Source organism: Aeromonas bestiarum, assembly GCF_028751155.1.
Taxonomy (GTDB): domain Bacteria; phylum Pseudomonadota; class Gammaproteobacteria; order Enterobacterales; family Aeromonadaceae; genus Aeromonas; species Aeromonas bestiarum.
Genome location: NZ_CP064746.1, coordinates 3,650,020 through 3,662,895 on the forward strand (window position 1 = coordinate 3,650,020; position 12,876 = coordinate 3,662,895).

The following is a 12,876-nucleotide window of genomic DNA, read 5'->3' on the forward strand; positions in this document are numbered from 1 at the left end:
TGGCAAAAGCCCTCAAAGCCTTGTCAGCACAGACAAAGGCTCTTATCCTACTGCGACTAATACAAGGAATGGCAAGGTTGGCAGCTTGCCCGGACGCACGAGTCCATAAAAAGACACTACAGAGGAATTCTCATGGTCATTGGCAAACCGCAAAGCGATCCCACCCTGGAATGGTTCTTGTCGCACTGCCACATTCATAAGTATCCCGCCAAGAGCACCCTGATCCATGCGGGTGAGAAAGCGGAAACCCTCTACTACATCGTCAAGGGCACTGTGGCCGTCTTGATCAAGGACGATGAAGGCAAGGAGATGATCCTCTCCTATCTGAACCAGGGCGACTTCCTGGGCGAGATGGGCATGTTCGAGGAGAGCGAGAATCCGGAGCGTTCCGCCTGGGTGCGCGCCAAGGGCTCCTGTGAAGTAGCCGAGATCTCCTACAAGAAGTTCCGTCAGCTGATCCAGGTCAATCCGGAAATCCTGATGCGTCTCTCCGGTCAGATGGCGACTCGACTGCAGCACACCAGTCAGAAAGTCGGCAACCTGGCCTTCCTGGACGTCACCGGCCGGATCGCCCAGACCCTGCTCAATCTGGCCAAACAGCCGGATGCCATGACCCACCCGGATGGCATGCAGATCAAGATCACCCGTCAGGAGATAGGCCAGATCGTTGGCTGCTCCCGCGAAACCGTAGGCCGGATCCTCAAGATGCTCGAAGAGCAGGAGCTGATCTCCGCCCACGGCAAGACCATAGTGGTGTTTGGCACCCGCTGACAGGGTTCCCTGACGGCTCAGCACAGGGCCGTTGGATAAAAAAGGCTGCCACGGCAGCCTTTTCTGATCGTCTCCCCTATAATCCTGCACGCCCTTCCCCGGCCTCAACCAAGCGAGTGTGTATGCATCTTCAATGTCCCCTTTGCCGCAGTCCCCTGCATCTTCACGAAGCATCCCGCGGGGTCTATTGCGACAACAAGCACCATTTCGATCCGGCTCCAGAAGGCTATCTGGATCTCATTCCCGGCAAGAAGAACCCCAAGGACAGTGACAGCCGCGCCCTGATGCGCGCCAAGCGCAACTTCCTGGAACAGGGTCACCAGGCGCCGCTGGTGGATGCCATGGCGGCCATGCTCGCCCCGCTCGGCCCCCGCGAGCTGATCCACCTGGGTTGCGGCGAAGGCTACTACTGCCGCGCCCTGGCCGAGCGCCTGCCGGGCTGGCAATTTGCCGGCGTCGACATCGCCAAGAACACCATCTTCGCCGCCAACAAGGCGCAGCCGGACGCTCAGTTCGTCATCGCCGATCCGGCCCGCGCCCCTATCCTGCCGGGTACGGCCCAGGTGCTGCTGGTCAACGACCTCAAGGTCAAGACCGAACAGCTGGTCAGCTGGCTGGCACCGGGTGGTTACCTGCTCTACCTGCAACCGGGCCCGCGCCACCAGTGGCAGCTGAGGGTCAGCCTCAACCCTGTGAGCATGGAACACCCCCTCAGCTGGCCCACCCTCGGCGGTCTCACCCCCCTGGGCCAGGAGCGTTGCCAGTTCGCCATGACCATGGATCAGTCCCTGCGCAGCTTCATCCTGGAAACCAGCCGCCTCGGCTGGCGCGCCAGCGGGGAACAGCGCCACGCCTTTACCCAGCAGGGACCGGACGAGCTGGAACAGGATCTGCTGCTGAGCCTGTGGCAAAAGCCGCTCTGATGGCGCATCCTCCCATGAAAAAAGGCCCTGACGGGCCTTTTTTATTGAACGAATACAGACGTCACAGCTTGATCCAGGCATCCCCCCAGGCCGTGCCCTTGCCGGGCTCATAGGCCCAGGCTGCGCCCGCGCACCAGCCGGTGTAGGGGTGCGGCTTGCACTGGTAGTTGCCCCCCAGATTGCTCACCTTGTCACCGGCCTTGTAGGCCGTACCTGCTTTGTAGGGCGGGTTGCCATCGGGCGGCGTGGTACCGCCGCTGCCCTTGATCAGGATCTCGTGGGTCGCACTGCGGCTGAGCCCCTTCTCGTCGGTCACCTTGAGCACGAAGCCGTAGCGGGTGTCGCTGACCGGGGTAGCCGGCAGGGTGGCACTCAGGGTGGACTGGCTCAGATCCGAAGCGCTGGCCCCGGCAGGCAGGGTCCAGGCGTAGCCGAGCGGCTTGCCTTCCGGATCGCTCGAACCCTGGCCGGAGAGCAGCACGGTGGCACCGCCCAGCGCCTCGCTCGGGCCGCTGATATTGGCCACCGGCGGCAGATTGGTGCCACCGCCGTTGTCCTCGATCACCACCTCGGGGAAGAAGTGCTGCACGCACTGGCTGTAGTCCCGCGCCTTGAAGGCACTGAAGCGGGTCTGGTAGCCCACCAGCTTGCAGGCGTAGCTCTTGCCGCCGTTGGGGTTGCCCGGCACATAGCTCCAGTCGTTCTCCCAATAGATGGGCAGGGCGCCGGCGCCCGCCTCGTCAAAGTACTTCATGTTCTTGCAACCGAGCACCTCGTCTGCCGGCACGGGTACCCCCAGATACTGGGCCTGGGCCTGGTAGTAGGTGATCCGGTTCTGGGACTGGGCATGCTCGGCCGCACCGCCGCACTCCACCCCGCCGTTGATGATCTGGGTGGTCACCCCGAAGCCCGGCACCAGGCCGTTCTGCCGGTCGTGGGCGTTGGGCTGCCAGGTGCCGTCGATCACGTGCAGCATGGAGGGCTTGGGCGGCTGCGGATAGACGAAGAAGAAGACGGCGCTGGCCAGGTTGAGCCAGGTGTCCGCCACTTTCTCCGGGTTGTCCAGCAGGGTGCGCACTGTGCCGAACATGGCCTCGGAGAAGGGACCGTAGTTGTAGTTGTACGACAACTGCTTGGCGCCACGGCCGAAGTAGCTCTTGAACTCGCCGTTCTCGAACTTGCCGCACGGCCACTGCTGGCCCTGCCACACATCCGGCCGACACTCGGCGTTGTAACCGCCGCGCATCTGCTCGGTCCAGCCCATCTCCCGCACCCACACCAGCCCCTGGCGCCACTCGGGCTCGGGTCGCCAGCTCTCGTGGCCGCCGGTCTCCTGGGCGAAGTGGGCGAACATGGTGGCCAGCGACTTGCGGCAGATGGCCTCGGCGTTGCGCCCGTCGCTGTAGTCGCCGCAGAAGGCCGGGAACTTGGCCACCGCCTGCAGGAAGCCGCGATAGGTGTATTCCGGGGCCCGCAGCGGGAACAGGAAGTTGAACTGCGACTCGCTGATCAACCCCTCGACCCGCTTGACGTTGGCGGGATTGAGCGGCAGCCCGGGGGCCACCGCCTCGACCACGGCGTTGTCGCGGGTCGCGATGGAGGCCTTGACTGCCGCCATGGCCGGGAAGTCGGTGAGCGCTTTCTCCCTGGCATCCAGCTCGCTCTGGCTCAGGTAGACGGGCGAGCCTTCGGTGGCACCGCTGCCCCCCTCCACCGGGGGCGTGATGCCTGCGCCTCCATCGGGCGGGGTCGCCTCGCCGTCACCCATCAGGGCCCACGGAGAGTCCCACTCGTTGGCGACCTGCAGCCCAGGGCTCTGGCCCGGATTGGCGTACCACTTGGCTTCATAGATCTTGCCGTTGAAACTGACCTGGCTGCCGCCACCGTATCCCTGATTGATGTCATACAGGGCGGCGGCCCACAGCTGACCGCTCAGACAGAGTCCGGCCAGCAGGCTGGCCACAGAGGACTTTCTTATCATCATCTTTACCTCTTGCTAGATAAAAGGCGGGGCTTGGCCCCCGCCAGTGGCACCTCGCGTTGCGCGAGGAAAAAAACGTCTCAGCGCGCCGCCAGCGGCATGCCGTTGACCGTGTAGCCGAGCCCGGCCGGTGCCGGCGCGAGCTGGGCCTCGTTCTGCTGCTGGTTGCGGCACAGCAGGCTGGCACTGCGCGGCTCGCTGGCGGTGGGCACGTTGACGTGGAACTTGTTCATCACGTTGGCGCTCAGGCGGTGATTGGCGAGCCGGAAACGCAGCAGGCCATCACGGGTCTCCACCTGCAGCTGGCAATCACTGTTACCGAGCCGCTCGCCGTCATCGCCATAGGCAAAGCCGTAGGCGCCGTGCAGCGCCGGATAGAGGTAACTCGGCAGTTGGCCCTGCGGATCGTAATAACCGACCAGGGTCGTCACCGGCACCCCGAAGGCCACGGGTTTGCGATCCACCGCCAAGTCCGCCGGCGGCCCCTCGTTCCAGCGGCTGCCGTCCGAGCGGTAGCTCTTCTTGAAGCCGCGCGAGACGGTGACCTGCTGGCCATTGACGAAGAGGGTGCTGTTGTAGCCGGCGTCGTGATCTATGCTGACGACGCGGCCGCGATTGACCGCCGAGGCCGGCGGCAGCTGAATGTTGCGGGTCCAGTTGCCATCCCACATGGCCACCTTGACCAGATCGTACTCGGCCAGCAGGGCCGCCAGCCTCACCTCGCCCAGATCGCTCACAGGTGCAGTTATCTGCTCGGAGAGATCGACCCTGTGCCGGTAAGGCTCCATCCTGGCCTGGCTCTCGTTCCACTTGCTGAAACCCGTGGGCGAGCCGGCATCGAACACCGCCTTGCTCTCGAGGAAGCGCTGGATGATGGCGGCCGAGTTGGGGGTGTAGAGGGTGAAGCGGTTGAAGCCGGAGAGCGGCGCCCCGCCGGCCATGGCATCCAGGCCAAACGTGCGGTCATGGAAGGGGGCCTGGCATTGTCCTTCCAGGCAGGTGCTCTGGCCGCTGCGGGTCGCGAAGAAGTTGGGGATGAAACGGTTCTTGTCGCCATCCCAGCCCCAGGTGGCATTGATCTGGTCGGCGCTGCGATGCACAGAGCCGGCAAAGCCGCCCACGTAGTGGCCGAGGCCGTAGTTGTGGCCCACCTCGTGGCTGAACTCGTTGCCAAGGGATGCGTCCAGGGTGACTATGCCGCCCCCGCCGGAGCCGCCATGCACCTGTACCCCGTTGGCGTACTTGCCACGGCTGTTGTGGGCGGCCAGCTGGGCCACCACATAGGGATGGCTGCTCTCCCCCTCACCGGCCGTGCTGTTGATGCCGTAGTTGGCATTGTCGATGCCAAGGGAGATGAGCTCCTTGCCGATGCGCTGACGCATGGTGCCCTCGTGCCAGCCCCCCTCGCTCGGATCGAAGTCGGTGAGCAGGGTGCCATCCGGCAGCATCACCTCCGGCAGTGACAGGGGCGCGTACTGGCTGACGATGAGCCGGCTGGCGGGAATGGTCTGGAAATACTCCCGCTGAGCCTCTTTATCCTTGGCAAAGGCAAACTGGTCGCGCGGGCTGGTCAACATGCCGATGTCTATGGTGTGGATCAGCAGCTCACCCGGCGCCCCCACCTTGAGGTCTGTCAGCTCGCCGTGAAGCTGGTTATGACTGAACCACAAGCTGAGTCCAGGTACTATCCATTTGGAGGGCAATACCCCGCTCCAGGCATCGCTGGCGTAGGTGATACCGTTGTTTTCCAGCTCGCCATCGCGGATCCACTGGCCACGCACGAACTTGAACTGCTGGCTCTGGCCGCGGGAGAGGGTCACCTGGCGGCCACTGAAAAAGACGGTCGAGTCGTAGCCGGCATTGGAGGCGAGGCGCACCATCTTGCCTTCCAGGGTCCCATCCGTCGGCAGATACATGTTGCGCACCCAGCGCCCGTCTGCGGTCTGGATGGACACAAGCGCATGGAGTCGCAACTTGCTCAACAGGAAGGCTCCGCCCGGATCGCCCAGCTGTGCCAGTTCGCTGCTGCTGTTGATGACACCCGTGGTACCGGGGCCCGGGGTGAAATCGACCCCCTCTTCGGGGGAACCCTCCAGGTAGTAGGCGGTTTTGGGTAGTCGAGAGGGTGGATTGAGACCCATAGAACCAAGCAACTTACCCGTCCCATCATAGGCCATCACCACCATGGGAGCTGTGCTGTCGGCTTGCATCGGTCTGACCAGCAACAGGCTCTTGCGCAGGGCGGTGAGATGGGGCTGATTGTCCCCCTCACGCGGATGGGCGGGCAGGATCTGGCTCTGGGCAAACTGCACCCTGGCGGCCAGCGAACCTTGCAGATCGTTCTGTGGCTGGGTGCCGTCGAAGATCAGGGCAGGGACAGCCTGAGTAGCGGCCAGCAGAGAACCGCTTGCCAGCACTGCGGTGATCAGGCTGGCAATACGGGTAGTGTGTATGGTCATCATGACGCTCGCTGTTGTTGTGGGAAAAAGAAGGGGCATGCAAGCATGCCCCGGTTGGTTCACAGAAAGGCTAGTTGACAAATAAGTTAATTACAGCTGGCGGCGCCTGCATCCTGCCAGACGTCGTGCTTGCCGGGCTCATTGCCGCGGGTCCAGTACTGGGCCTTCCACTTGCGACCGTTGTGGGTGGTCAGGTCACCGGCGTTGTAGGCCACACCGGCATCCCAGCCCAGCTGCACCTGGCTTGTCAGCTTCCACTGATCGGCGGTGCGGCTCGGTTCATTGCCCTGGGTCCAGTACTTGGCCTGCCACACCAGCTGGTTGTGACTCACCTTCTCGCCACCGTTGTAGGTGGTTGCGGCCTTCCAGGCCGGCCAGTTGGCGGCATCGGGATCCGTGGCACCACAGTCGCCACCACCGCTGACCGGGGTCACGGTGAGACGGGTCTTGCCCTGGGCATCCAGTGCGCCGTCGGTCACTGTGACCGTGAGGTCATAGCCGGTCTCCACTGTCACGGCAGGGCCAGTCACCACCAGGGTCTTGCTGTTCTGACCGCTGGCGGTCAGGCCTGCCGGCACGCTCCACTGATAGCTGAGGGTGTCGCCGTTGGGGTCGGTGGCGCTGGCTGTGATGCTCACCTGCTTGTCGGCCTGGACCGAGACCTTGTCCTGCACAGTCACCACAGGCGGCAGGTTGGGTTGCGGCGCCTTGTTGGTCACAACCACCTGATCCTTGGCACTGAGGTTGTGATCATCGGTCACCGTCAGTTCGAACACCAGATTCACGTCCTGGCTGACCGCATCGACACTTACCTTGGCTTTGGCCTGGGTGGCATCGCTCAGGGTCGCCTTGGGACCGGAGATCTGGGCCCAGCTGTGGTTCAGTACGGCCCCTTCCGGATCGCGGGAAGAAGAACCATCCAGCACCAGCTCGGCCGGCCCGGTCACCGCGAGATCGGTGCCGGCGTTGGCCACAGGCGGCTTGTTGACCGGCGGTGTTGTGCCTTCGCCGTTGCCCAGCCCCTCGTGTATCGCATTGAGGATGTCGCCGTTGTCGGCGTCGATTTCCCAGGCGAACATGCCGCCGAGCTGGTTGGCCAGTACGTACTGCCCCTTGGCCTTGACCGAGCGATCGTCATCGAAGGTGATGAGCTCGCCGGTGGATGCCTTGAACACATAGGGCGCCTCGGCCACCTCGTCGTAGCTGTACTGCCAGTCACCGGCCATCTTGCCCTTGGCGATGCCGCGGTAGTCGATGACCCCCTTCTCCCAGATCCCTTCCGCTTCGCTGCCCGCGATGGGGCCTGTGGCTGTGCCGGTGAAGGGGTTGTTGCCCTGATAACCGCTGACGCCGGTCCAGCCACGGCCATACATGGCCGCACCCACCACGACTTTGCCCGGATCCACGCCCTGGCCCAGCAGCGCCTTGACCCCCTTGTCGGTGGTGTACTTGGTGTTGGGATCCCAGCTCGCCTCATAGAGCGCTGTCTGGTGGCCCAGCCCGGTATTGGTCCAGGCGCCGTTGAAGTCGTAGCTCATCAGGAAGATGTGATTCATGTATTGCTGGGCGGCGCGATAGTCCACCTTGGCAATCTTGTCACCGCCGGCGCTGATGGCGGAGGTGAGCTCGTAGGTGCGACCCGTCTCTACGCTCAGCTCGTCGAGCATGTCGCGCAGCTCCTTCATCAAGAGCACATAGGTCTCGCCATCGGAGGCGCTGCCGAGGTTGGGGTTGGCCCCCAGACCGCCCGGGAACTCCCAGTCGATATCCACCCCGTCGAAAAATTTCCAGGTCTGCAGGTACTCCTTCACCGAGGCGACGAAGGTGTCGCGCTTGGTCTTGTCACCGAAGAAGAAGAAGGGGTCGGAGAGGGTCCAACCACCGATGGAGGGGAGAATTTTCAGGTCCGGATAGGCCTTCTTGAGCGCCATCAGGTTGCCGAAGTTGCCCTTGTAGGGCTCGTCATAGGCGGTGAGATTGCCCTGCCCCATCTGGATGGCGGCCCAGGGATCGTGGATGGAGACCTTGAAGTCCTCGCGCCCGGCGCAGGAGCGTTGCAGCGCCTCGAAACTGCCCGCGATCTCTTTCAGGCTGTCATTGATGCCATTGCCGCCGCAGATGGGAGTAAAGCCGTAGAGGATGTGGGTCAGGTTCTGGGCCGGGACCTTGTCCACGGTGAACTTGCGACCATAGACGCCCCACTCCACATAGTAGGCCCCCACCACCTTGCCGGATTTGTTGGCGTAAGGCTTGTTGTTCTCCTGCAGCGGCGCCTTGAGCGGCACCAGGTGGCTGCCGTCGGTATCGGCCACCAGGATCTCTTTCTTGTCGGAGAGGGTGCAACCATCGGCGTTGCACAGGGCCACCTGCATCTGGTAGCGGCCACCCTTGGTCACCTTGAAGTTGGCGGTGCCGGCGGCGGAGGCGGCACCTGACCACACCTCCTTGCCATCGAGCAGCACCTTGGCGGTCTGGCCGACATCACCGGACCAGAGGTTCCAGCTCACGCTGACCGGCGCGCCATCGGCGTGTACCTTGACCAGCTTGTTGTAGGAGGTGGCGGCTTGATCCACTTCGACGATGGCGAACTTGGTTTCGCCCCAGCCTATGGTGGGTTTGCCGGGGGCGGCAGCGAAGGCGGAGGAGGCACACAGACCCCCGACCAACAACGCCAGTACTGAGGGTTTTGGACTTAACATAGTTGAATATCCTTATTTCGTTCTTGGAATAAATAACGAAAAAGGCAACGCCAACCTGACAGGTAACGCAGACAACATCGCGCCATGGCTTGGCCCATGGACGAAACAACCTGTGGTGGCCCCGCTATCTTAGGTACTGCTGACCCTTAGACCGGAAGCTTTGCGTCCCGGACTTTCGTCCGGTTTGCCTTTTGCACAACTTGATTTGCGACAAAAAATAATCGCGACCTGACTATAAGGGAGTCAAAGGAGGGAGAGCAAACCCCAGATAGGTTATTAATAAACCACTTTTTATCTAAAAAGAGCCTCAAACGAGAAGAGAAGGCACCTTATCGTGTCAGAAAGTGCCGATCTTGCCGCCTGAGGGGCCGAGATTAAAAATCAGATGAATTACTTGTTTCGTGATCATCATCAAGTTTGGCCGGCTGCAATATGCTGTTCATCAGCGCTCGCAACTTGAGCGGCTTGACCGGTTTGCTGATATAGCCGTAGCCGTGTTCTCGGATCTGCGCCTGCAACTCGCTCTTGCGATCCGCGCTGATGATGATGCCGCCTATGTCGTTGCCATGGGCGAGGCGCAGCATGTGCAGCGCCTGCAAGCCTGTCTTGCCGTCATCCAGGTGGTAATCGGACAGCACCAGCTGCGGCAGGAAGCCGCCGGCGATGAGATCTTCCGCCTGAGCCTGACTCTGGGCACAGACCACCTCGCAACCCCAGCGCCCCAGCAGGGAGTGCATGGCGATGAGAATGTCGCTCTCGTTGTCGATGCAGAGCACCCGGATCCCCTCCAGCTGGCTGTCCCGCAGGGCGGGGGCCGCCACCTGCGTCGTTGCGACAGGACGGGTCGCCAGGTTGAGGGTGATGGCAAACACGGACCCCGCCCCCGGCCAGCTGCGCAGGGTCAGGTTGTGGCCCAGCACCAGGGCGATGCCGCGGGCGATGGCGAGCCCCAGCCCCAACCCCTGCTCCTTGGCGGTGCGGGAGTGATCGAGGCGGGAGAATTCGTCGAAGATGGCCTCCTGCTTGTCGGCCGGGATGCCGGGGCCGTTGTCCCACACCTCGATGCGCACCTTGTCCCCCAGCCGACGGCAACCGAGCAGCACACGGCCGCCCGGGTTGTAGCGAAACGCATTGGTGAGGAAGTTTTGCAGCACCCGCCGCAACAGGCGCACGTCGCTGTACACGGCCAGCTTGCTCTCCACCACCGAGAACTGTATGCCCCCCGCCTGGGCCAGCACCCCGAACTCCGCCTTGAGGTTGTCGAACACGTCGTGCAGGGCGAAATCGAGCTTTTTAGCCTTGAACTTGCCCGCCTCGAGCCGCGATATATCGAGCAGATCCGTGATGAGATCCTCGGTCGCCCCCAGCGCATCGTCGATGTGACGGGCGATGCGGGCCGTCTCATCCCGGGGCGGCAGCATCTCCAGCAGGGAAGAGGTAAACAGCTTGGCGGCGTTGAGCGGCTGGGTCAGATCGTGGCTCACCGCCGCCAGGAAACGGCTCTTGGAGTGGTTGGCCCGCTCCACCTGCTGGTTCACCAGCAGCAGCTGACGGTTCAGCTCGGAGAGCTCGTGGGTGCGTTCGGCCACCCGTGCCTCCAGGTGCTCGTTAGCCTCGCGCAGCACCCGCTCGGCGTCGCGAAACGGGGTGATATCGGTAAAGGTCATGACGAAACCACCGGCCGGCATGGGGTTGCCCTGCATCTCTATCACCCGCCCATCGGGGCGCTCCCGCGCCGAGATGTGGGGGCTGCCGCGCAGCATGAAGGCGACCCGCCGCGCCACGTGGGCCTCGATATCGCCCGGGCCGCACAACCCCTGCTCGGCGTTGTAGCGGATGATCTCCTCGATGGATCGCCCCATCTGGATGAGGCCGGGCGGGTAGTGGAACAGCTCTATGTAGCGCCGGTTCCAGGCCACCAGCTTGAGCTCCCTGTCCACCACGGAAATCCCCTGCCCCATGTGCTCTATGGCCCCCTGCAGCAGGCCGCGGTTGAAGCGAAACACGTCCGAGGCCTCGTCCACTATGGTGGCTATCTCTTCGAGCTGCATGTTGCGCCCTTGCAGGGCCGAGGCCAGCACCAGCCGAGCGGACGAGGTGCCGAACACCCCGGCCAGCAGCCGCTCTGTGTGAGCGATGAGCTCGGCCGAGGCCTGCATCTGGGGCGCCAGAGTACCGCCCCGCTCTCCGGCGAAGCGGCCGAAGGCGCGCTTGACCCGGCTCGAGCCGACGAAGCGGGCCGCCAGCATCTCCAGCTCCTTGACCGAGACCCGCGCCTGATAGAGGGCCGTGGTGTCGCGGCTCGGCTTGCCGACGAAGTTGGCCGCCTGCAGTCGCTCGCTCACCGCCGCCCGCGACAGCAGGGAGCCCGCCACATAGCCGAGCAGGTTGAGCAAGAGGCTCAGGAAGATGCACCAGGCCCCCAGGCTCAGATCGCGCACCGCGGGCCAGTCGGGTGGCGCCAGCAGGGCTTCCAGCGGCGAACCGGCCAGCAGGCCGCTCTCCGCCAGCAGGGTCGCAAACCAGAGGCTGACCCCGAGGGCGAGGCCGAGATAGACCCCCTTGCGATTGCCGTGCCGCCAGTAGAGGCCGAGCAGCAGGGCCGGTGCGAACTGGGCCACGGCGCCGAACGACAGATAGCCGATGCGCGACAGGCTGGTGAGATCCCCGAGCCAGAGGTAGAGCCCCCAGGCCGCCAGCAGGATCAGCAGGATGGCGCCCCGGCGCACCTGCAGCAGCAGCCTAACCAGCCGCTCGTCCCGCCCCTGCTGCCAGAAGCGGCGCAGCAGTACAGGCAGCACCAGATCGTTGCTGACCATGATGGCCAGGGCTATGGTGCAGACGATCACCATGCCGGTGGCCGCCGAGGTGCCGCCGAGAAACGCCAGCATCGCCATGCCGTCGAAACCGAGCGACATGGGCAGGCTGATCACATAGGTATCCGAGGCCATGCCGGCCCCCACCCACTGCTTGCCCGCCAGCGCCAGCGGCCAGATGAAGAGCCCCATCACGAACAGGTAGAGCGGGAACAGCCAGCGCGCCCAGTGCAGATCCTGGCCCTGGTTGTTCTCCACCACGGTCACGTGGAACTGGCGCGGCAGGCAGATGACGGCGCACATGGCGACTAGGGTGTAGATGGCGAGCTCCAGCAGACCGCCCGGCGTCACCGCCACCACGGCATCGAGAAAGTCGCTGGCCACCAGGGTGCGCGCCTGGCTCGGCTTACTCAGGATCAGCCAGAGCGCGAAGCCCCCCACTGTCACGAAGGCGAGCAGCTTGACCACGGATTCGAAGGCTATGGCCACCACCATGCCTCTGTGGTGCTCGGTGGCATCCAGGTTGCGGGTGCCGAACAGTATGCTGAACAGTGCCAGCAGCAGGGCCACGCCGAGGGCCAGCCCGGCGGTATTGCCGGTGGGGCCGGCAGACACAGAGTTGGCCATCAGCAGATCCAGCCCGGTCACTATGGCCTTCAGTTGCAACACCAGGTACGGGAGTATGCCCATGATGGCGATCAGGGCGATCACCATGGCCAGACGCTGGGACTTGCCGTAGCGGGCGGCGATGAAGTCGGCGATGGAGGTGATGTGCTCGCGCTTGGCCACCAGGATGAGGCGGGCCAGCAGTCGCCAGCCAAACAGGAACACCAGCATGGGGCCCAGGTAGATGGGCACCGGCGACCAGGGGGATTCGCTGGCCTGACCGACGGTACCGAAAAAGGTCCAGGAGGTGCAGTAGACCGCCAGCGACAGGCTGTAGAGCAGGGGTTGCCCCTTGAGGCGGCGGCGCTTGTTCTTGTCCGCCACGTAAGCGATCAGAAACAGCAGCCCCAGATAGGCGAGCGACAACCCGATCAGCAGCCATCCCTGGTGCATCTGTAACCTCTTGTCCATGTTGAATATTTAAGCGCGGCAGCTGCCAGTCTAGAGAGGTGCCCGGAAAATGTCATCTCCTTCTTGTGCATCACGCCTTATCGTTTTTCAATAAAAAATCCCTTGACTGAATATCGAAAAACGATAAACATTGGCGCCAGGTTATCGATA

At 63.4% G+C, this 12,876-nt stretch carries 6 protein-coding genes and 1 riboswitch; of the genes, 2 read left to right on the top strand and 4 right to left on the bottom strand.

The genetic code is table 11. The features are described from left to right. Positions 1-132: 132 nt before the first annotated feature. Both crp and IU367_RS16880 read left to right on the top strand, forming a co-directional pair. A complete protein-coding gene (gene crp / locus IU367_RS16875; RefSeq protein ID WP_042870085.1) occupies positions 133-771 on the top strand; it encodes a cAMP-activated global transcriptional regulator CRP in 639 nt (212 codons plus the stop codon). Between the two features lie 122 nt (positions 772-893). After that, entirely contained in the window at positions 894-1,694 is an 801-nt protein-coding gene (locus tag IU367_RS16880; RefSeq protein WP_241279975.1) for a putative RNA methyltransferase, read from the top strand. A 61-nt stretch (positions 1,695-1,755) separates the two neighbouring features. Here IU367_RS16880 and IU367_RS16885 read toward each other — a convergent pair whose 3' ends face one another. The 4 genes from IU367_RS16885 to IU367_RS16900 form a co-directional block, all read right to left on the bottom strand. Next, positions 1,756-3,678 carry a glycoside hydrolase family 19 protein gene (locus IU367_RS16885; protein WP_337999314.1) on the bottom strand — a complete coding sequence of 641 codons (1,923 nt, stop codon included), beginning with the start codon at positions 3,676-3,678 and terminating at the stop codon, positions 1,756-1,758. Between the two features lie 77 nt (positions 3,679-3,755). Continuing rightward, positions 3,756-6,134, bottom strand: coding sequence for a M66 family metalloprotease (locus IU367_RS16890; protein ID WP_111589235.1), 2,379 nt, complete (start codon positions 6,132-6,134; stop codon positions 3,756-3,758). An 86-nt stretch (positions 6,135-6,220) separates the two neighbouring features. Continuing rightward, entirely contained in the window at positions 6,221-8,833 is a 2,613-nt protein-coding gene (locus IU367_RS16895) for a glycosyl hydrolase family 18 protein (RefSeq protein WP_274452510.1), read from the bottom strand. Between the two features lie 111 nt (positions 8,834-8,944). Then, positions 8,945-9,032, bottom strand: a riboswitch (cyclic di-GMP riboswitch). 175 nt (positions 9,033-9,207) lie between these two features. After that, positions 9,208-12,708, bottom strand: a complete 3,501-nt coding sequence (locus IU367_RS16900; RefSeq protein ID WP_274452511.1) for a hybrid sensor histidine kinase/response regulator — start codon at positions 12,706-12,708, stop codon at positions 9,208-9,210. Positions 12,709-12,876 lie beyond the last annotated feature (168 nt).

What these genes read in the sequence shown, in the direction of transcription:
- IU367_RS16880 (WP_241279975.1), top strand. Translation starts at nt 894, where the DNA reads ATGCATCTTCAATGTCCCCTTTGCCGCAGTCCCCTGCATCTTCACGAA.
- IU367_RS16885 (WP_337999314.1), bottom strand. Translation starts at nt 3,678, where the DNA reads ATGATGATAAGAAAGTCCTCTGTGGCCAGCCTGCTGGCCGGACTCTGT.
- IU367_RS16900 (WP_274452511.1), bottom strand. Translation starts at nt 12,708, where the DNA reads ATGCACCAGGGATGGCTGCTGATCGGGTTGTCGCTCGCCTATCTGGGG.
- IU367_RS16890 (WP_111589235.1), bottom strand. Translation starts at nt 6,134, where the DNA reads ATGACCATACACACTACCCGTATTGCCAGCCTGATCACCGCAGTGCTG.
- IU367_RS16895 (WP_274452510.1), bottom strand. Translation starts at nt 8,833, where the DNA reads ATGTTAAGTCCAAAACCCTCAGTACTGGCGTTGTTGGTCGGGGGTCTG.
- crp (WP_042870085.1), top strand. Translation starts at nt 133, where the DNA reads ATGGTCATTGGCAAACCGCAAAGCGATCCCACCCTGGAATGGTTCTTG.